This is a genomic window from Asticcacaulis sp., from assembly GCF_027484505.1.
Classification (GTDB): domain Bacteria; phylum Pseudomonadota; class Alphaproteobacteria; order Caulobacterales; family Caulobacteraceae; genus Asticcacaulis.
Genome location: NZ_JAIXSV010000218.1, coordinates 1 through 21,359 on the forward strand (window position 1 = coordinate 1; position 21,359 = coordinate 21,359).

The 21,359-nt window shown below is 60.4% G+C and carries 15 protein-coding genes; 8 read left to right on the forward strand and 7 right to left on the reverse strand.

The annotated features are described in order from the left end of the window. A partial coding sequence (locus tag Q0072_RS12995) for an alpha-2-macroglobulin (protein ID WP_298330860.1) occupies window positions 1–4,979 on the reverse strand: 4,979 nt, incomplete at its 3' end. Window positions 4,980–5,181: 202 nt separating this feature from the next. Between Q0072_RS12995 and Q0072_RS13000 the strand changes: the two genes are divergently transcribed. The 7 genes from Q0072_RS13000 to Q0072_RS13025 all read left to right on the forward strand — a co-directional run bounded on the left by Q0072_RS13000 (window position 5,182) and on the right by Q0072_RS13025 (window position 12,109). After that, on the forward strand, window positions 5,182–5,682 hold the full coding sequence (locus Q0072_RS13000; protein WP_290793793.1) for a response regulator: 501 nt from the start codon (window positions 5,182–5,184) through the stop codon (window positions 5,680–5,682). 110 nt (window positions 5,683–5,792) lie between these two features. Continuing rightward, on the forward strand, window positions 5,793–8,150 hold the full coding sequence (locus Q0072_RS13005) for a TonB-dependent receptor (RefSeq protein ID WP_298330866.1): 2,358 nt from the start codon (window positions 5,793–5,795) through the stop codon (window positions 8,148–8,150). Window positions 8,151–8,400: 250 nt separating this feature from the next. Then, complete coding sequence (gene trmD / locus Q0072_RS13010; RefSeq protein ID WP_298330869.1) at window positions 8,401–9,159, forward strand: tRNA (guanosine(37)-N1)-methyltransferase TrmD; 759 nt, start codon at window positions 8,401–8,403, stop codon at window positions 9,157–9,159. Window positions 9,160–9,180: 21 nt separating this feature from the next. Further along, window positions 9,181–9,609, forward strand: coding sequence for a 50S ribosomal protein L19 (rplS, locus tag Q0072_RS13015; RefSeq protein ID WP_013477725.1), 429 nt, complete (start codon window positions 9,181–9,183; stop codon window positions 9,607–9,609). Between the two features lie 150 nt (window positions 9,610–9,759). Then, window positions 9,760–10,890: a PQQ-dependent sugar dehydrogenase gene (locus tag Q0072_RS13020; RefSeq protein WP_298330873.1), complete on the forward strand. Its 1,131-nt coding sequence runs from the start codon at window positions 9,760–9,762 to the stop codon at window positions 10,888–10,890. Between the two features lie 92 nt (window positions 10,891–10,982). Next, window positions 10,983–11,180 (forward strand): DUF6471 domain-containing protein, encoded by a 198-nt coding sequence (locus Q0072_RS21945; RefSeq protein WP_366941809.1) that lies wholly within the window; start codon window positions 10,983–10,985, stop codon window positions 11,178–11,180. Then, a complete protein-coding gene (locus Q0072_RS13025; RefSeq protein WP_298330876.1) occupies window positions 11,138–12,109 on the forward strand; it encodes a hypothetical protein in 972 nt (323 codons plus the stop codon). Before Q0072_RS21945 ends, Q0072_RS13025 begins: the two co-directional genes overlap by 43 nt. 206 nt (window positions 12,110–12,315) lie before the next feature. Here Q0072_RS13025 and Q0072_RS13030 read toward each other — a convergent pair whose 3' ends face one another. The 6 genes from Q0072_RS13030 to rbfA form a co-directional block, all read right to left on the reverse strand. Beyond that, on the reverse strand, window positions 12,316–14,538 hold the full coding sequence (locus tag Q0072_RS13030) for a TonB-dependent receptor (protein ID WP_298330878.1): 2,223 nt from the start codon (window positions 14,536–14,538) through the stop codon (window positions 12,316–12,318). Between the two features lie 161 nt (window positions 14,539–14,699). Continuing rightward, window positions 14,700–15,374, reverse strand: coding sequence for a pentapeptide repeat-containing protein (locus Q0072_RS13035; RefSeq protein WP_298330880.1), 675 nt, complete (start codon window positions 15,372–15,374; stop codon window positions 14,700–14,702). Window positions 15,375–15,524: 150 nt separating this feature from the next. Continuing rightward, window positions 15,525–17,777, reverse strand: coding sequence for a polyribonucleotide nucleotidyltransferase (gene pnp, locus Q0072_RS13040; RefSeq protein ID WP_298330882.1), 2,253 nt, complete (start codon window positions 17,775–17,777; stop codon window positions 15,525–15,527). A 247-nt stretch (window positions 17,778–18,024) separates the two neighbouring features. Further along, window positions 18,025–18,294: a 30S ribosomal protein S15 gene (gene rpsO / locus Q0072_RS13045; protein WP_013477720.1), complete on the reverse strand. Its 270-nt coding sequence runs from the start codon at window positions 18,292–18,294 to the stop codon at window positions 18,025–18,027. 33 nt (window positions 18,295–18,327) lie between these two features. Continuing rightward, a complete protein-coding gene (truB, locus tag Q0072_RS13050; protein WP_298330885.1) occupies window positions 18,328–19,281 on the reverse strand; it encodes a tRNA pseudouridine(55) synthase TruB in 954 nt (317 codons plus the stop codon). 151 nt (window positions 19,282–19,432) lie between these two features. Further along, complete coding sequence (gene rbfA, locus Q0072_RS13055) at window positions 19,433–19,903, reverse strand: 30S ribosome-binding factor RbfA (RefSeq protein WP_298330887.1); 471 nt, start codon at window positions 19,901–19,903, stop codon at window positions 19,433–19,435. Between the two features lie 138 nt (window positions 19,904–20,041). Here rbfA and Q0072_RS13060 point away from each other — a divergent pair, with 138 nt between their 5' ends. Continuing rightward, window positions 20,042–21,244: a DUF418 domain-containing protein gene (locus Q0072_RS13060; RefSeq protein WP_298330890.1), complete on the forward strand. Its 1,203-nt coding sequence runs from the start codon at window positions 20,042–20,044 to the stop codon at window positions 21,242–21,244. Window positions 21,245–21,359 lie beyond the last annotated feature (115 nt).

Sequence of the window (21,359 nt, forward strand, 5' to 3'; positions counted from 1 at the left end):
CGTGGCGCCACCGTCAGACGCCCGCCCGCCGTGCGTGCATAGAGGTCGTGACGATAGAGGTCCTTCACCTCGACACCCGGCAGGTAGTAGTCACCCGGCGTCACGGCGCGCGCCACATAGGCCATGGCAAAGCCGCTGTTGGCCGAGACATCCAGCGCCGCCACATAGCGGTCGTCGCGGGCTTCCTGCACATCGGTCTGGCTGAGGTCACCGACAAAGCGGAAAGGTCCGTTCTGGGCGTCATCGCGCGACAGGGTCATTTCGATCTCGAAGCCTGCGGGCAGGGCGTCATCAACCACGACCGGACGGGTTTCGGCGTAGTTCGTCCGTCCACTGATGACCACCAGCACCTTCTGCCCCTGCACGACCTGCGACGGGTCGATCCGCTGACCCTGAAGCGTGTAATAGGCCTTGTCGATCGTATAGCCCTTGGCTTCCGCCGGGGGCGGGGCCACGGGTACACCGGTGACGGTGATGGTGCGCCACACCGCGCCCTTACCCTGATTGGTGAACTTCGCGTCCCTGACCGCCGCGATCTGGAAGCGTTGCAGGCTCGACTTACCGTCCAGCGCCTTGACATTCTCGCCCTTGATACTGAGCGGCCCGGCCTGAGCCAGCATCAAGGACGCGGCTTTCAGCACCTGTGCCTGTTCCTGCGTGTTCATCTCGTCCGGGCCTTTGACATGGCGTTCCAGCAGCGGGATGAGGGCCTTTGCGGTGTCCAGCTCGCCGGCCTCATAGGCCAGGGCGATGACCGCAGCCACGTCACGCAGCGGTGACTGATACCAGTCATAGGTGGCCTTATAGCCCATGCCTTGTGCCGCCTGACGGAAGGCCGATCTGGCCCGCGCCTTGTCACCCATCAGGGCCAGAGCCGCACCGACCTGCGCCTTCGACACCGGCGACCGCTCGGCCTTGAACTGCACATCGTGATACCAGCGCAGACGCGCCAGATCACCCGAACCCGCCTTGGCCATCACATAGAGGGCGTAGGCCGAGGCGCGCGAACGCATCTCTTCCGAAACAGACTTGGCGGCCATGGCGTTCCACCACGGACCTTCCTCGATCTTGAGGCGATAGGACACCGAGGTGAAGCCTTCCGGCTTCGACATGTCGCGCATGGCGTTCATCGCCTTGTCGATGACCTCCTGCGGCACATAGACGCCGCGTTTGCGCGCCTCGATCAGGAAGTCGGTGGCATAGGCCCCGATCCAGCCTTCGGCTTCGCCGTCACCGGCACGCCACAGGCCAAAGGCCCCGTCCGCCGACTGACGGTCCAGCAGGCGGTTGACCGCCCCTTTGAGGATGGTCTGAGCCCGCGCCGCATCCGCGCCGCTGACATAGAGCCACGGATAGGCCGCAGAGACGATCTGTTCGGTGCAGCCATAGGGATAGCGATTGAGCGCCGCCGCCAGCGGTCCCGGATCAATGCCACGGAAGGGCGAATAGGAGACCTGAACCGTCGCCGATCCCGGCTGCAAGCCATTGAGCAGGTCCGGCGGCAGTGTGAACACCGCCCCCGGTGCCTGCTGGTCGATAAAGGTACGCGTCTGCGCGCCCCAGCCCATGCGGGTCTGAATCTGATAGTCCTCATCGAAGCCATATCCCTGACCCGACAGGGCCAGATTGATCTTCGACACACCGACTGTGGACGGGGCTTGAATGAGGATGCCTTCCTGCACCCGTTGCCCCTGACCGACATTAAAGGCCTTTTTGAAGGCCGTGACGATGCCGTTGAAGCCCTTCACGAGGCTCTCATAGAGGCCCGGCTTGCCCTCGACATTGTTCAGTTCCAGCGTGGCATAGGCCTTGTCACCCGGCGCGAGGAAGCGCGGCAGGGCCAGTTCGGCCACCACCGGCTGACGCACGGTGAGTTTGTCTTCGGCGGAACCGACGGCATCGTCGGTCCAGGCCACGGCCATGATCTTCAACTCGCCATTAAACTTGCCGACCGGCAGCTTGATATGCGCCTTGCCATCAAGGCCCGTATTGACGACCCCCGACCACAGGGCGACGGTCTTGATCGGCGTGGTGGTCAAGCCATCGCCGCCGATCTGATCGCCGCCGAAGACGTCGGCCGCCGCGCCCATATTGGGGTCGAGCAGACGGCCATAGTCGTCACGATATTCCAGCCCCAGCGCCCGCTTGCCGAAATAGAAACCGGCGGGATCGGGCGTTTTGAACTTGGTCAGGTTGATAATGCCCTGATCCACGACCGCCAGCGATACACGCGCCGTCTTACCGAGGCCGGCACCTTCGACCTTGACCGGCACGTCTATGATGGCCTGACCCGATTTCGAGAAGTCGGGACGGAACACCTTATCTTTAAGGTCCAGCGTGACGTTCAGCTTGCGGTTCTTGGGGTCAAGCGGCACATAGATCAGGCCCATAGCCCGGCGCGGCTTGGAGGCATCGACCGGGTCGCGCGGTTGCACCACGCTGACCATCACATAGGCCCCGCCGCCCCAGCGGGCATCGGTCTTGAGCCGCACGGTGGTGCCGTTATCGCCGACACTGACGGTTTTCAGGTCGATCAGGCGGTCATTGGCCACCGCGATCTGCGCCTCGCCCTTATATGGTGATTTCAGCGTCAGTGAGATGGTGTCGCCCTGCGCATAGGTCTGCGATCCAGCCGTCAGGCGCACAAAATCCGGGGCCTCAGTGCCATCGGACGGCGCACCCCAGCCAGCGGCAAAACGGATCACCGTCTTAGCCCCCGTCGAAGGCTGCGTGATTTCCAGACGATAATCACCCCAGCCCAGACGGTTTTCGAAATTCAGCGGTGATGCCGCCCCAATCTCATAATCCTTGTCGGAGATCACCACATCCTTGGAGGTTCGCCGCCACTGCCAGCGCCCATCCTGCTGATACCAGTCGTAGTTCCAGTTTTCCGAAACCAGCTTGACCTTGACGCCGCGTGCCGTGACCGGCGCCCCTTGCGCATTAAGCGCGATCAGGCTGAAAGCCGTCACCGGGTTTTCGCCACCCTTGGCATCCTTGGTGTCGAGCTTGACCCCGACATAGACCGGCTTGGTACGAATGCGCAGCGTCTCGACCTCGCTGACCGGACGGCCACCGGGCTCAAACACCGAGGCGGTGACCAGGGCCGTCAGAGGCTGATCCGTGTCATAGCCAGAGGCAAAGGGCAGGACCGCCTTACCGTCGGCATCGGTCGCGGTTTGCGGCAGGTCCGTATATTGCTCATCGAAAGGCGTCTGTTCATTGCCGAAGCGATAGTCCTTATATTTGGGGAAGGGGTTGCGATCGACGCGCACACGTGCCGAACCCGAAACCGTCAGGCCCGACCCCGACGCGCCATAGAGGAAGCGGGCGGCCACCTGCACGGCGCGCGTCTCATTGACGGCGGTCAGTGGCCGCTCGACATCGGCCTTCATATCGACACCAAGGCGTTGCGGGGCAAAGTCTTCGACCGCGAACCCGGCGCTGCCCTGTTCCTCATCAATGCCTTCGATCAGCAGCTTGGCGCGCCATTGGCCGCGCGGGGCCGACTTCGGCAGGGCGATATTGGCATAAGCAAAGCCCTGCGGAGTCTGGGCGAACGGATAGCGGAAGGCTTCGACGCCCGAGGGACGATAGACGACCAGCGCGCCCTTGCGATCCTTGATCGCCTTGCCGTCCGGATCACGCACCAGCGCCACCAGACGCACCGTCTCACCCGGGCGATAGATGCCGCGGTCGGTATAGAGATAGCCGTCCACCAGCGCGTTGGCCGTGCGGCCCCCAATCCCACTATCACCGGTCAGCTTTTCATCCGAACGCCCGCCCACGCCCTGCGACGAGAAGTCCATCGGCGAGGCGTGGATGTCCATGGCCGTGAAGTCTTCCGCCGGGCCATAGGCCATGATCATCTTGGGCGACAGGGCGTCTTCGCCCTTCAGCAGGGCCTTATCGAAATGCACGCGGCCATCGGCGGTCGATTGGGTCGAAGCCAGTTCTTCGCCATTCTGCGCCACCAGCGCCACGCGCACCGACCCCATCGGACGGGCGGTTTTCAGCGAACGCACCACCACATCGACACCCGTCGTGCCGGTATAGGTGGTCAGGGCCATATCGGTGAACAGGATCCAGCGACGGGCCTGCGCCGGCTGGTCGCCTTCCTTCTTATCGCGGCCACCCGAAGCGTCGCGCACCTTGACCACATAGGCCCCGGCCTTGAGGTCTTTCAACACCGCCCCCAACGGGAAGACGGTGGTGACGCGCTCACCGGCACTGCCCTTCACCGCCACCTTGCCGGACCAGATCTTGTAGCCTTCACCCTTGGGGCTGTCCTCGCCCCATTCGTAGTCGTAATCGCCTTCGGCCGTGGCGTCCGGCGCGCTGATCGTCTTGCGCACCAGATTGCGGTCGCCGACGCGCCAGACCTCAAAGGCCAGGGTCGAGACGTTCAGGCTTTCGACCGCCACACCATCGGATTCCTCACGCGGCAAAATGACACCATTGCCGGCGAAACCGACATAGGGCGGCTTTTCGCCAAAGGCGAAATCGACATCGGCATTCTGTTTCAGCGTGTCCTTACCTGCCGACGGCAGACCCTTGAGCAGGGTCACGCGACGGTCGGTAAAGCCGAAGCCGCCGACGCACAGCTCAGAGCCCTTCACCGTCACCGCCGGGGCCGATGGCAGTTCCGGCGACACCAGTACGTAATCGCCATAGGATTTGGAGGCATCCAGCGGTTTGGAGAATTCGATACAGGCCTGAGGCGACGATCCCGACGTATCAAGCCTTTGTTTCCAGACGGCAAAACCGGCAGGCTTCATGCCGCCGGAGCGTGGCGCGTTTTTGTCACGCACCTTGCCGAACAGCTTACCCATGGTTTCGGTAATGGGGATCTGACCTTGCGGGGCCGCCTTGCGGAAGCCGCCCTCGGTCGCCTTAGCCGTCAAAAACCCTACGCAAAACCCGGAAATCAGGACCGCAGCGGCGGCGCTGAGGACGGTACGGTTACGCCAGTCGATCATTGGGGACCCCCATATATTTGGGCCGGAGTATGGGCCGGTTCCGCCCGGACGTCAAAACCCCTGTCTTGGGGAGGGCGTGAATTTTTTTTGGCGGTAGCGTCAATTGAAAGCGTCTATTAACCTATCGCTAAGCTTACTCTTTTCGTAAAGGGTGAGTACCCCCGGAGTCACAACCGGTCTCCTTTTGGGCTGTGAGGACTGAGTGAGTAGCTTTTCGCGTGTTCTGGCGCTGGTCGTCGATGATAACCACTACATGCGGGTTATTGTCTGCACCATGTTGCGCGCCATGGGGATCACTCATATCCGCGAAGCGTCCGATGGCGCCGAAGCACTGGAAATTGTGCGTGACTGGCGGCCTGATGTCATTATCACCGATCTGGTCATGGAAACGCTGGATGGCATCGAAATGACGCGCCTGATCCGTACCGGTTCCGACAGCCCCCACCCTTACGTGCCGATTATTATGATGACCGGTCACACCGACCGCTCACACGTGCTGGCGGCACGCGATGCCGGGGTTAATGAGTTCGTGGCCAAGCCGCTGACGGCGCGCGCCCTTATCGACCGCATGAAAAGCGTGATTGATAACGAACGCGCCTGGGTCAAATCCGCCAGCTATACCGGCCCCGACCGCCGCCGCCGCAAAAGCCCGGATTACCGCGGCCCCTTCCGCCGTGCGTCTGACAAGGCGGAAAATATCTGATCCGCCTTTCTGCAAAGCTCAGAACTTTGCGTGGCAATTTGACCTTGCGCATATTTTTTGAACGTTTTATTGGGTGGCGTTCAATAAAATAAAATGCCCAAGGTTCCCGCATGCGTTTATTCCCCCGCCGTCGCGCACTCCCTCTCGCCGTCCGTCTGCTGACCGCCAGCGCTCTGGTCAGCCTCGTGGCGGGACCCGTGTGGGCACAGGAGGTGACCGAAGTGGTGGTGACGGCACGCAAAAAGCCGGAATCTCTGGCCCGCGCCCCGATCTCTGTGGCCGTGATCACCGGAGACCAATTGCGCAGCGGTGGGGCCTATGATTTGCGCGATGCGCAGGTGCTGACCCCGTCGCTGCTGATCACCTCCACCGCCAATGAGGCCCAGACCACGGCGCGGTTGCGCGGAGTCGGGACGGTCGGTGACAATCCGGGGCTGGAGTCTTCGGTCAGCGTCGTCATCGACGGCGTGGTGCGCGCGCGCACTGCGACGGCCATGAGCGATCTGGGGGTCGTGGAACGCATCGAAATCCTCAAAGGGCCGCAAACCAGCCTGTTCGGCAAGGGGGCTTCGGCGGGCATCATTCAAGCCGTCACTCAGGCCCCGCGCTTTACCCCGGAGCAGGTCTATGAGCTGACGGCGGGCGAGCGCGGCACTCTGGCGGCCACGGCCTATGTGTCGGGACCACTGGCCGACAAATGGGCCGGTTCGCTGTCTCTGGTTCACAGGCAACGCGATGGCCAGTACCGGATCCATACAGGTCAGGGGCCGCGCAGCGACACGCGCGACGGCGATCAGAACTATGACTCTTTGCGCGGTCAGTTGCTGTATATGGATGCTGACCGTCTAAGGGTGCGGCTGATTGCCGACTATACGGCGCGCGACGAAAACTGCTGCACCGGCACGGTGGTTCAGGTGGGCGCGACCGCGCCATGGATCAACAGCTTGGCGGCGGGTCAGGGGGTGGACACCACTGCCGATGTCGAAGGCCGTCGCGCCTTCAGCAACCGCTCAACCGCTCAGCATATCAAGGATGGCGGCCTGTCGGCGGAGGTCAACTGGCGGCTCGACAGCGGCCCGACCCTCACCAGCCTGACGGCCGCACGGCGCTTTGATCATCGGCAGGGCTATGATGCCGACTTCTCCGGGGCGGACATCTATTACCGCATTCCCGCTGATTTCGGCACGCGTTTCGATACGCTCAGTCAGGAATGGCGACTGTCCGGGAAAAACGGGGCGCTCGACTGGCTGACCGGTGTCTATCTGTCCTCGGAAAAGGTGACGCGGCGCGATTCCTACGTCTATGGCGAAGACTATGAGCCCTATCTCAGCCTGCTGCTGTCCAGCGGCGCTTCGACGACCCGCGTATCCAGCCTGACGGGCCTCAGCGCGGGCAGCGCCTATCCCATCGGGGGCGGCGCGCGCGACCTCCACCGTCAGACCGAACGCAACGCCGCCCTGTTCGCCAATCTCGACTGGGCCCTGACCACCGACGTATCGGCGGTACTGGGGCTGCGCCTGAACCGTCAGACCAAGACGCTGAACTCCGCCTATAGCAATACGGATGGCGGTGTTGGCTGTGCGGCGGCGCAAAAGCTGGGGTCGTCGGGTCTGGGCACCCTGTGTCAGTCCTTTTCCAACCCGGCTTTCAACCGTCTCGACCTGACGCAAAAGATGTCGGACGACGCCGTGACCGGCACGTTCAAGCTGAGCTGGCAGACCACGCCTTCGCTGATGAGCTATGCCTCGGTGGCGCGTGGCTGGAAGGGCGGGGGCTTCAATCTCGATCGCGAACAGACGACCACCTTTGCCGCTGATCGCGACACCTCTTTCCGTGCGGAAACCGTCACCGCCTATGAGGTCGGGCTGAAAGGCCGCTGGTGGCGCGGGCGTCTGGCCTTTGATGCCGCTGCCTTCCATCAGGACTTCCGCGATTTTCAGCTCAACACCTTCCTCGGGGCGACCTTCCTTGTCACCTCGGTGCCGGAACTGACGTCGCACGGTATTGAGACGGAAACGCGCCTGACGCTGAAAAACGGCCTGCGTCTGGTCAGCGGCGTCACCTGGTCGGAGAGCCAGTTCGGGTCGCACCCGGTAGCCGGCCTGCCGCGCCTGACCGATGCCCGCGCCTCGTTTGCACCCAAATGGTCAGCGACGCTTCAGGCTGATTACCACCGCGAATGGCAGGGCCTGAACTGGGGCGCGGCGCTCGATGCCCGCTATAATTCCGATTACAATACCGGTTCTGATCTCGCCCCCATCAAGATTCAGGGTGCTTATACGTTAATGAATGGCCGTCTGAGTGTGGCGAACCGTGATGAGACGGTGGCGCTCGACCTGTGGGGCACCAATCTGACCGATGAGACCTATTATCAGGTGGTGTTTGGCGCGCCCTTGCAGTCGGGCACGTTCAACGCCTTTGTGGGCCAGCCGCGCACCATTGGCCTGACGCTGCGTTTGCGGCGGTAAGATTTGTATTTCAGGACTTCTGTGGTAAGCCCCCTCCGTCAGCCCGCTAAGGCGGACTGCCACCTCCCCCGGCACGCCGGGGGAGTATTAGAGCGCTTTCCGAAAAGTGTGACGCACTTTTCGGATAAAAAAGCGCGTTAAACCAAAAATTTAGAGCATGATTTCGATTCAATTTGAACGAAATCCACTCTAAATTGTCCCGCCTCATCCTTTTCTGGCTTGAGATTTGGGGACTTGCCGAGCCAACCCAATGACTGATCTGCCTGAACATTCCCCTGAGACCCCCGCGCCCTATCGCGTGTCGGTGCTGACCATGTTCCCCGAAGCTTTTCCGGGGCCACTGGGGGTATCGGTTCTGGGGAATGCGCAAAAAGAATCTGGCCTTTGGGCGCTTGAACCTGTGGACATTCGGACCTTTTCGAGCGATAAGCGCGGCTTTCTCGACGACACCCCTGCCGGGGGCGGTCCCGGACAGGTGCTGAAGGCTGATGTGATCGCCAAGGCGCTGGACAGTCTGGGGGCCGATGACCGGCCCAAAGTCTATATGAGCGCCCGTGGACGGCGGCTCACTCAGGACAAGGTCAGGGACTGGTCAAAGGCTTCGGGCCTGATCGTTTTGTGCGGTCGTTTCGAAGGCGTCGATCAGCGCGTGCTGGATGCGCGCGGCTTTGAGGAAATCAGCGTCGGTGACGCCGTCCTTGCGGGCGGAGAGTCGGCGGCGATGGTCACCATAGAGGCGGTCGTGCGGCTCATCCCCGGTGTTCTGGGGGCCGCCGAAAGTCTCGATACCGAGAGTTTTGAGGATGGTCTCCTCGAACACCCGCAGTACACGCGACCGCGGACGTTTGAGGGCCTCGACATCCCCGAAGTGCTTTTGTCCGGCGATCACAAGAAGATGGCCGTGTGGAAGCAGAAACAAAGAGAGGCAACCACGAAGGAACGCAGACCCGACCTCTGGGCCGCGTATCTTTCCAAATCACAGGCAAAAGGCGCTCCCAAAGCGGAGTAAGCCCAAGATTGGAGTTACATCATGAACCTGCTTCAAAAGATCGAAGCCGAAGAAGTGGCCAAGCTGAAAGCTGGCAAGACCGTTCCGGCTTTCCAACCGGGCGACACCGTCCGCGTCAACGTGAAGATCAAGGAAGGCGACCGTGAGCGCGTTCAGGCCTATGAGGGCGTCGTGATCGCCCGCGCCGGCACGGGCATCAACGAAACCTTCACCGTCCGCAAGATTTCCTTCGGCGAAGGCGTGGAGCGTAAGTTCCCGCTGCTGTCGCCGAACATCGACTCGATCGAAGTCAAGCGCCGCGGCGTCGTGCGTCGCGCCAAGCTGTACTATCTGCGCGACCGTCGCGGTAAGTCGGCCCGTATCGTCGAGCGTTCGCAAAACTCGACGCGCGGCTCGAAGGGTGACGAACTGCGCGCCCAGATGGCGGCCAGCGAGTCCACCGAGGGCTAACCCTCTACCGCTTATCGAAATTGAAAACCCCGCTGGTTCGTCCGGCGGGGTTTTTTCTTGCTCTGTCAAACCATTATGCAATCGGTTTTTAAGTGGCGGCCGTATCAGAGAGTGTTAGTCTTGCGCAAATCCCTGTGAAAAGAGGCCCTGATGAAACGCCGCGAACTGTTGCTTACCGGTCTGAGCCTGAGCCTGCTCCTGACCACGCCTGCCTGTGCTCAAACCGCCAGCAGCCCTGCGCCTGAGTCGAACGCCTTTGAGGCCAGCGTATTCGCCGAAGGTATCGAACAGCCCTGGGGTATGGCCTTCCTGCCTGACGGGCGTTTGCTCGTTACGGAAAAGGCGGGTGGGATCAAGCTGATCAGCAAAGACGGCAAGGGCCTTCAGTCGATTTCCGGCGGCCCTGCGGTGGTCGATTACGGTCAGGGCGGTCTTCTGGGTGTCGCGGTTGATCCGAAATTCAGCGAAAACGGCCTCGTCTATTTCAGCTTCTCCGAAGAGGGCGAAAACGATACAGCAGGGACGGCGGTGGCGCGCGGCAAGCTCGACGGTTCGGCCATCACCGGTCTTCAGGTCATCTGGCGACAGACACCCAAGGTCGAAAGCGCCAACCACTGGGGGTCGCGGATCGTCTTTTCCAAGGACGGGCAGTACCTGTTTATCACGGTCGGTGACCGCGCCAATCAGCGGCCTCTGGTGCAGCGGCTGGATACCACGATCGGTAAGACGCTGCGCATCCGCCCGGACGGCTCTATCCCCGAAGACAATCCATTTGTGAACACGGCCGGGGCCAGACCGGAAATCTGGAGCCTTGGGCACCGTAATCAGCAGGGGGCCTTTGTGCACCCGGAAACCGGCGACCTGTGGACCAATGAGCACGGCCCGCAGGGCGGTGATGAAATCAACATCGTCAAACCGGGCAAGAATTACGGCTGGCCGCTGATCACCTATGGCGAAGAATATGGCGGCGGCAAGATCGGTCAGACGGCGAAGGAGGGGCTGGAACAACCGCTCTATTACTGGACCCCGTCGATGGCCCCCGGCAATATGGTCTTCTACACCGGGCCCTATAAGCAGTGGCAGGGCAAGGTGTTCGTCGCGTCTCTGAAGTTCCGCTACCTCGGCATGATTACACTGGAAAACGGCAAGGTGGTGAGGGAGGAAAAGCTGCTCACCAACTACAAGGAACGCATCCGCGACGTGGCGCAAGGGCCGGACGGTGCGCTTTATGCGGCCTTTGACAGTGCCGAAGGGCGCATTGTGCGCGTGGTGCCGAAGTAACGCGGATCGTATTGGGCACTATGTAGGAAACACACCAGATCGCTTTTTTCATCATAAGCGTTACGCATAGCCAAAAAACAGACTGGGAGATGATGACGGCGAACCTGTTGAAGGCAGAACTTAAGCGCAAGGGCGTCACTTACGCTCAGCTTGTGGACAGGCTCGCTGCAATCGGAGTTGACGAGAAAGAGGTAAACGTGCGGAATAAGCTCTCTAGGGGCAAATTCACAGCGGCGTATCTTCTGCAATGTCTAGACGCGATAGGATCAACGTCGTTGCGGTTGGATTAGCCGTAGCCATCAGTGTAATTTGGGGATTCTCATCGTGGCGGCATTACCATGAAGAGAACGCTCAAGAGCGCGAGAGCGCCGCCTATGACGACAGAGGCGCACCCCAAAAGCCGACTAAAATCACCTGTGATACCGACACCCCCGGAAGATCTACTTGTTTGGTACAACCGCCTGACTCCGAGCCAACAGACAAACATACCCAAACAGACCTGAAAGCCCAGCAAGACGTTGCGGAGTGGGCTTTTCTTGGTGTGTTGATTAGCGCTGCCGGTCTGATCGTCACTGCCGCTGGCCTTTTCTATGTCGCTGAAAGCCTTCGCGAAACCCGCCGATCCGTAGATACTTCTGACAAAAACTCTAGGAACGAAAGTCGCGCATACGTCTATGTTGACCATGCGGAGTTTTATTGGGGCGGGGTAATTGCCGAAGCCCCCAGAATTGAACTCACAATATCCAACACTGGAAACACCCCAACCAGAAACCATAAAGTTAGGTCGGAGGTATTTACCACAACTATGTCCGAAAGTGATTTTACAGGCGATGTGGTTGAATTTGTAATTGAAGGCGAACAAAGCTTTCCGTGCAATATTCCCATTCCAGAAGCTAGCAGAATTTGGCCCCCAATAGGCTCAAACTCCACTAGTAAAACTGTATCTTCTGAAAATATAAATCGAGCCGTATACGACAGTCTTTTCAACGACAAAACAGGACGTATGCTTTTGAATGTTGTTGGAGTGGTTAGATACACGACTATATTTGACGAAGTATTTGAGAGTGAATTTTGGTTTTCGGTAGTGCCGAATAAATTCACTTATAAAGACTTCATCGGAAGTGATGGGCGCGCTAACAAAAATCTCTGCATAGAGATTCCAACCGACATGTGCCGTGTCGGAGTTGAAATGAGAGTGTATGATAAAATAAGCGGCTAATAGCGCTTTCAGCATCTCACACCGCCTTTCGGCTTGGTGTGTTTCCTACATAATGCCGGTTGTCTTAAAAGATGAAGGGGTCATCCAGCCCTACGCATAGCTTCGGGCGTTCGGCGCGGAAATCGAGACATTCAGTCTCGATTTCATCCGATTTGTGCACGCACAAATCTGCGCATCTCACCCCTTCACCCCAAAACTGTCCGGTATTACATCCCGCCCGGGCGCGGGCCCATGCCGGGGCCGCCCATCATACGCATCTGGTTTTGCTGCGCATTGGCCGGAGCCGGGCCGCCAAAGGTGTAACGCAGACCGATATAGAACACGCTGGCCTGCTGGCTGCGGGTCGATTCCGAATAGACGGTCTTAGTATCCGTATAGGTAACCGACTTGCCCGTATTCAGCGGGTCGCGCACCGTCACCGTCAGCGTCGCCTTCGGCGTCAGCTTACGGGCGTAGGTGATGTTGCCCATACCGAACGGCTCGGTATAGCCCTGCCCGGTCAGGGTCTTGCCGCGCGCAAAGAAGAAGGCCTGAAGCGTGTCTTTCGGCGTCAGGGTGTAGGTGAAGTTCATACGACCATTGACCGAATCCGCTTCCTGCGTGCCATTGGCCGGCGTGGTCAGTTCGGTGCGCGCGACGTCACCACCCAGAGACAGGTTCAGCTTCGGCGTCACCTGACCATTGACGTTGACTTCGACGCCGCCCGCCGTGCTCGACCCACCGTTTTCCTGCGTCGTCAGCAGCACATTGCCCGTCAGGAAGCGGCTGGTCTGCGTGATGACGTCGTTGTTTTCGCGGTAATAGCCACGGATCTGATAGTTGATCTTGGGCTTGGTGACCTCATAGCCGACTTCGAACGAGTCCGTTTCCTGCGGCTTGAGGTTCGGGTTGCCCTGGCTGACGTTCTGCGCATCGACATAGGTGAGCGCGGCGTTAAGCGCCTGCGGGTTTGGGCGTTGCAGCCGGCGCGCATAGGAGAAGCGCAGCTTGGCCGTATCCGACAGCAGGTAGGTGGCGAAGACGCTGGGGCTGACCTTGGTGTAGTTGATGCTGGTGCGCGTACCCGTATTCGCCAGCAGAGTGTCGAGGTCGAGGTTTTCGACACGCACGCCGCCCAGAACCACCCACTTTTCGCCAAACGGCTTCTGATAGGTGGCATAGGCCGCGCTGAGGGTTTGCTTGTACTGGAAACGGCTCGACAGGAGGGCATTGCTCAGACCGTCCGCGCCGATGCCGGTCGATTCATTGCTGACCGTATTGTCGTCGCGCGTGATCTGAATACCGGTGGTGAGCTGATCCGTACCGACGGGGCGGTTATAGTCGATGCTGAACACGGCACTGCTCAGCGCGCGCGACGAAATCTTGGTGTCGGTGGTCGTCGATACGGTCGGCAGGGTGAAATTATTGATATTGACGTATTCGCTGCCGCCCGTCGAACGGCTGATGCGCAGATCGGCCTTCAGGGTTTCACCCGGCAGGTTGCCCGTATGGCTCCAGGTCAGGGCGAGGCTCTGATCCGAGCCGGGGTTTTTGGAGCGCGACAGGTTGATATAGCGCTGCGTAGCGGCCCCAAGCGCATTATAGGTCGCCGAAACGCCGGTGCCTTCGCTGGTGAATTCCCGCTTGTTATAAGTGACCTGCGCGCTCAGGGTGTTGGTGTCGTCCAGATTATAGTCGATACCGCCATTGAGGGCGAAGTTGGTGAAACCGCCAGTGCCTTCACCATTGGAGTCGGTACGCGAAACGATATTGCCATTGGCGTCACGGTTGATCAGGCGGCGCGTCGTTCGGCCCGTGCCGCTTTCGTCGCGGTAGTTGATGCCGCCGTTGAGCGAGATCTTGCCCACCGTATAGCTGCCGTTGACACCGCCATTATAACGGCCATCCCCCACAGCGACGTTCGCCGAGCCGAAGCCGCCCGGACGACGGTTCTTACGCATCACCAGATTGATGATACCGCCCGTGCCTTCGGACGAAAACTGCGCGCCCGGATTGTTCATCACCTCGACAGACGAAATATCGCCGCCCGACATGGCCTGAATGGCCCCGGCGCGGTTGTCACCCTGCATCATGGCCGAAGGCTTGCCGTCGATATAGACCTGCACATTGGTGTTACCGCGCAGGGCGACATTGCCGTTGGCATCGACCGTGACGCCTGGCACCTTGTTCAGCGTATCGGCCGCCGTGCCGATGGCCGCATCAGCATTCTTGCTGTTGTCATAGACCTGCCGGTCAATACGGTTCTGCGACTTCGCCCCGGTGACCGTAACGGTTGTCGGCTCTTCCGTCTTTTCAGGGGCCTTTTCAGGGGCCTTCTGCTCGGCAGGCTTTTCAGCGGGGGCAGTGGTCTGTGCCGCCGCGGCGGACACCAGCAAAAGCGAGGCAAGGACGGACAGGCTGGTGCCGGCGAAGCGTTTGGAAGAGGACATGTGGGTGCTCTGAAAATTGTAGGATCGGGGTAAGCCCGCCGTCCTTATACGACGCGATGGCGCACCCCCGTTGCTTTCTCCATACATTATTTTGCAGATATGACCCGTTAAACGTTTGTAATTTTAGGTAATTTTGTGGCGTTTGTTGCGCGTGCGAAATGTTACCGCACCTTAAGTCCCAGTTCCGAAAGGAGTTCTGCGGCCTGAGACCGCGAAATGGTCGCCCCTTTGAAACGGCGCGCATCCTCAAGACGCACCCCACCAATATCGGTGCCGCGCAGGTCCGCCCCTTCAAAGCGGGCGTGATCGAGCAGGGCATCGCGCAGGCTGCATTCTTCGAACACCGCCTGCCGGAAATCGCAGCCTTGCAGATCGGCATGGGTCAGATCGAGCGATTTCAGCGTCTGTTTGACGAAGGCAAAACTCTTCAGCCGCGCATCATTGAGGCGGCAATCCTCAAAGCTGACGTCCATATTGCGGCTGTGGGTGAAGTCGGCCCCGGTCAGCTTGCAGCGCAGAAAGCGCGCCTGCGCGAGTCCTGCCCCCTTGAACGGCGTGTTGTTGAAATCGCAGCCGGTAAACTGCGCCTCCGTCAGATCGGCCGAGGTGAAATCGGCCTGTCCGCCCTTGCAGGCGATAAATTGCGCCTGCTCCAGCTTTGTGCCGCGAAACTTGGTCTTGCGCAGGATGCAGTCTTCGAACACCCAGCCGTTCAGAATAAAATCGCTGAGGTCCAGCCCCTCGGCCTCGCACCCGACCAGCCGCACGGGCTCACCCCTGTTGGCCAGAAGCAGGATCGCGCCACGGTCAAGGATCTGGTCGGTGAGTGTGTGCATGGGATAGGTTTAACGCTTTGTGATCATGGGGTCGAGGGGCCTGTGGCCCCTCGCCTTAGACCAATAAAAAAGGCGGCCCCAAATGGGACCGCCTTTTCTTTTGCCTAAGAGGCAAGGGGGCACGGCCCCCTTGACCCCAAAACACAAGTGTTAGTCGCGGCGCGGACGACGCGAGCGGCGCGGACGGTCACCGCCCGAACGCTCTTCGCCACCTTCATCGCCACCAGCTTCCGGCGCTTCGCCCGAAGCCGCACGGGCCTCGTCACGGGCAGCCTTTTCCGCCGCCAGCTTTTCGGTGAGGTCTTCGCCGGTTTCCTGATCGACGACCTTCATCGACAGCTTGGTCTTGCCACGATCGTCAAAGCCCAGGAACTTCACCTTCACTTCGTCGCCTTCGTTCAGGACGTCCGAGGTCTTGGCAACCTTTTCGTTCTTGATCTGCGAGATGTGGACGAGGCCGTCCTTGGCACCGAAGAAGTTCACGAACGCGCCGAAATCGACGACCTTCACGACCTTACCCTTATAGATGGCACCGATTTCCGGCTCCGAAGCGATGGACTTGATCCAGTCGCGGGCCGCGTCGATCTTCGACTGTTCGGAAGCGGCGATCTTGATGGTGCCGTCTTCGCCAATGTCGATCTTGGCTCCGGTCTTTTCCACGATTTCGCGGATGACCTTGCCGCCCGACCCGATAACTTCGCGGATCTTGTCGGTCGCGATCTTGATCGTCTCGATCTTCGGCGCAAATTCACCCAGCTCTTCGCGGGCGCCCGAAATGGCCTTGTTCATTTCACCGAGGATGTGCAAACGGCCTTCATTGGCCTGACGCAGCGCCTTGGTCATGATCTCTTCGGTGATGCCCGGAACCTTGATGTCCATTTGCAGCGAGGTGATACCCAGCTCCGTACCGGCCACCTTGAAGTCCATGTCGCCCAGGTGATCTTCGTCACCCAGAATGTCCGACAGAACCGCGTAGCCGTCCTTTTCGAGGATCAGGCCCATGGCGATACCCGACACCGGACGCTTCAGCGGCACGCCGGCGTCCATCAGCGACAGCGAGGTGCCGCAGACGGTGGCCATCGAGGACGAGCCGTTCGACTCGGTGATCTCGGAGACAACGCGCAGGGTGTACGGGAACTCTTCCGCCGACGGCAGCATCGGACGGATGGCGCGCCACGCCAGCTTGCCGTGACCGATTTCGCGGCGGCCCGGCGAACCCATGCGGCCCGCTTCACCCACAGAGTACGGAGGGAAGTTGTAGTGCAGCAGGAAGCGTTCCTTATAGGTGCCTTCCAGCGCGTCGATGAACTGCTCGTCTTCACCGGTGCCCAGCGTGGCCACGACCAGAGCCTGAGTCTCACCACGGGTGAACAGGGCCGAACCGTGGGTACGCGGCAGGACGCCGACTTCCGACACGATCTGACGGACCTTATCGACGGCACGACCGTCCACGCGCTTGCCGTGGTCGATGATGTCACGACGCAGGACGTCGGCTTCGCATTCCTTGAAGGCCGAACCGAAGACGGCGGCTTCGACGCCTTCCGGGTTCTCTTCGGACTTCACCAGAACGGCCGCAGCCTTCTTCTTGGCTTCACCGACGGCGGCATGACGCTCGTGCTTGCCCTTATGGGCGTAGGCAGCGATGATGTCCGGGCCGACCAGCCCCTTGATCTTGGCTACGACGTCCGAGAAGTCTTCGGCTTCGAATTCGAAGGGCTCTTTGGCGGCGTGTTCAGCCAGCTCGATGATGGCGTCGATGACCGGCTGCATACCGGCATGAGCGAACATCAGCGCGCCCAGCATCTTGTCTTCGGACAGTTCCTGCGCTTCGGACTCGACCATCATCAGGGCGTCCTGCGTACCGGCGACCACGAGGTCGAGCGCGCTTTCCTTCATCTGATCCAGTGAAGGGTTCAGGACATATTCGTCATTGATAATGCCGACGCGGGCACCACCGATGGGGCCCATGAAGGGCACGCCCGACAGGGTCAGGGCCGCAGAGGCAGCGACCATGCCGAGGATGTCCGGATCGTTTTCCATGTCGTGCGACAGCACGGTCACGACGACCTGAACCTCGTTCTTGAAGCCCTTGACGAACAGAGGGCGGATCGGACGGTCGATCAGGCGCGAAACGAGCGTCTCTTTTTCGCTGGGGCGGCCTTCACGCTTGAAGTAGCCGCCCGGAATCTTGCCGGCGGCGAAGGTCTTTTCCTGATAGTTGACCGTCAGGGGGAAGAAGTCCTGACCCGGCTTCGGCGCGCGGGCATAAACCACGGTCGCCAGCACGGTGGTTTCACCGTAGGTAGCCAGCACGGCGGCGTCCGCCTGACGGGCGATACGGCCGGTTTCGAGCGTCAGTTTGCGCCCGGCCCACTCGATGGTTTTTCTTTTGATGTCAAACATGTGTGTCTTTCTGTCACCCGGCAGGCCCATTCCTGACGGGGTGGCTGAAGGGTGGCGGCCTGACTGGGCGGCGACCCGGTGTAAGGAAGGGCGAATCCCTTCCCGAAAATATCTGCCGTATCGTCCGGCAGATTGAGTAGTGTCCCGATTTGATGGGACCGTCACGCGAATTGTGTGCCCGGATCGCGTTCCGGGTATCCATAATACAATCAGGGCCTGACGGAGCGTCAGGCCCTGAGAGATAGTCTTAACGACGCAGACCCAGGGTCTCGACGATCGCCGTGTAACGGGCGGTGTCGGTGGCCTTGAGGTAGTCAAGCAGGCGGCGGCGTTGCGACACCAGCTTCAGAAGGCCACGACGGGAGTGGTTGTCCTTCTTGTGCGTCTTGAAGTGCTCGGTCAGGTTGGCAATACGCTCCGACAGGATGGCGATTTGCACTTCGGACCCACCCGTATCGTTTTCCGAACGGGCGTGGGTCTTGATCAGTTCAGCTTTACGCTCAAGCGTGATCGACATCGGGGTCTCCTTTCACGGACGAGGTCCGCAGGGTTACAGGTTGATAAGGCGTGTGGGGTAAAATTGCCCCAGACGCAATTCGCCCAGGGCTACGATGTCTCCGTCCCGGTGCGCCCAAAGGGTACGCCCGTGCTCCGATTTTCCCGATTGTGACCGGATTTTCAGAGCGTCTTCCGCCGTTTGCGTGCGGGAGAAGGACAGGGGGATTTCGCGACCCTGTTTGAGCCTTGTGGCCTCGTCTTCCGTCACAGGCAGGGCCGGGATGTCGTCCAGCGCCGTCTCTACGGGAAGCAAAGCGTCCAAAGCGGCGTCTCTATGCCTCAAATCCTCTAACTTTTCCACCCCTGCGGACAAATTAATGTCGAAGCCGCCGACGCGCTCACGACGCAGCGCGCTGACGACGCCCAGCACGCCCAGTTCCAGCGCGAGGTCGCGCGCAATAGCCCGCACATAGGTGCCCTTGCCGCAATGGAGGCGGAACTCAGCCTCATCGGCGGAGAGAATACGCTCAAGCGTCAGGTCGTGCACGACCACTGGCCGTGCCTCCAACTCAACCTCCACGCCCTCGCGCGCCAGATCATAGGCGCGTTGCCCATCGACCTTGATCGCCGAAAAGGCGGGCGGAGCCTGTTCGATCTCACCAATAAACTGCGGCAGGACTTCGCGGATTTCGGCCTCGCTCGGGCGCAGATCGTCCTGTTCGAGGATATCGCCTTCGAGGTCGTAACTGGCCGTGCGTTGCCCCCAGCGGACGGTGAAGCGATAGACCTTGTCCGCTTCCATCAGGTAGGGGACAGTCTTGGTCGCCTCACCCAGAGCAATGGGCAGGATACCCGAAGCCATCGGGTCCAGCGTGCCGGCGTGCCCGGCCTTTTGCGCGTTGAACAGACGCCGCACGAAGCTGACGGCCTGCGTTGAGCCCATCCCTACCGGCTTGTCCAGACAGACCCAGCCATTGACCAGATCACCTTTTTTCTTACGTGCCATTCGCTATTCCTCCTCCCCTGCGTAGCGGGGGAGGTGGCGCGGCGCACGTGCCTGCGCGAAGTCCGCGACGGAGGGGGCATACACACGGAGAGGCGACCCCTCCACCACTTCGTGGTCCCCTCTCCCGCACAGCAGGGGAAGGGAAAACATCTTATTCCTCGTCCTCATCCTCATGACGCGGATCGTTTCTGAGGTCTCTGGCCACGTCCGGACGCATAAACAGGGCGTCGATACGCGCCGCCTCATTGAAGCTTTCGTCATGCAGGAAACGCAGGTCCGGCGTGAACTTCATGTCGATCATGCGCCCCAGAATGCCGCGCAGGAACTTGGCGTGACGGTTCAGCGCCTCAATCGCCGGGGCGATCTTGTCCTTGGAGATGGTCACGCCCCCGAGCCCGGCGCCCAGCGGTTCCACAAACACAGTGGCGTGGCGCAGGTCCGGCGAACAGCGGACTTCGGTAATGGTGATCGAAACCCCTTGCAGGGCCTCATCATGCAGTTCTTCTTCGCGCAGGATTTCGACCAGCGCGTGACGGACCAGTTCGCCGGCGCGCAACTGGCGCTGGCTTGGCCCCTGAGCCTCGGCCTTATGGCCGCGGGTTTTATCGGAGTGTCTTTTCATCCGCCCCCTATAAGCCTTTTTGACAGATTTTCCATGAGATTCTGCACGCCTAAGGCGCGCTTGCCAGCCCCTGATAACGTTGTCTATAGTCAGGCTATAAGGCCTGACCACAGAGCGGGCCAGTCAGGGAGAGACAGTATGGCCACCCCCAAGAGTGTCCCTTCGACGCCGCAGCGTCTGGAGGGGCTGGATGCCCTGCGCGGCTTTGCGCTGTTTGGCCTGTTCATGGTGCATATGCCGGAACTGTTCGAACTCTACTGGGCGCATCCGGTCACCGATCCGGCGCAGCTTGTCTGGCACAACGTTATCTTCACCCTGTTTGGAGGTAAGGCGTTTGCGCTGATGGCCCTGTGCTTTGGCGTCTCCTTCTTCATCATCATGGACAATTCGGCGCGCAAAGGCGTCGATTTCACCGGGCGGTTTCTGTGGCGGCTGGCGGTCCTGCTGATCATCGGCCTGCTGCACGGCCTGTGGTATCGCGGCGAGATACTGGAGGTGTTGGCGGTCATGGGCGTGTTTCTGCTGCCCTTCTATCGCCTGAAATCCACCCCCTTGATCGCGGCCATCGGCGTCTTCCTTTTGCTTCAGCCGCAGATGTGGGTTCAACTGGGGGCCGCCCTGAACGGGGCCGAATGGGCCAATCGTCCGTTCGGTTACTGGAGCGGCACAGTCCCCGAGGCGCATCTGACGGGCAAGAGCCTGATTGAGACCATTCGCATGAACTGGGTGGTCGGCCACCCGCTGAAATGGATGTTTATGTACGAGTCCGGCCGCCTGAGCCAGATACTGGGTCTGTCCCTCATCGGGCTCTGTCTGGGGCGCATCGGCTTTTTCAGTCAGCCGGAACGCTTCGGGCGGGCGCGCCTGATCGGTCTTGTCGTATCGCTGATCGCCGCCCTTATCCTGTGGCACAGTCAGGGCCTGATCAGCAGCCTGATCCCGGCGACCGAGGCGTCGCGCATGCCCAATGCCCTGTGGTCCGGCATCTGGTCCAGCCTGACCGATCTCAGCATCATGCTGACCCTGATGTTTGGGTTCCTGAGCCTCTATTACGGCCCGCTGCATCGCGGGCTGAACGCCTTTGCCGCCCCCGGCCGCATGACGCTCAGCCTCTATGTGGGGCAGTCACTGGTCTTCGTGCCGGTCTTTTACAGCTTCGGTCTGGGGCTGCACGCCACGATGAGCCAGTCGGAAGCCGTGCTGCTCGGCCTCGTCGCTTTTGCAGCGCAGATGGGTTTGGCCCATCTATGGTTCCGCCATTTCCACTACGGCCCGCTGGAATGGGTGTGGCGGGCGGCGACTTACCTGACGGTCAAGGTTCCGTTCAAACGCAAGGCTTAGATCGGTATGAAATTTAGCTGAATCGGGATTCCCAAATCAGAGAGGATCTGATTCACTTTTTCCGACAGGAGGAAGTGATGGGTCGTCCTTTATCGATGGATTTGCGAGAGCGGGC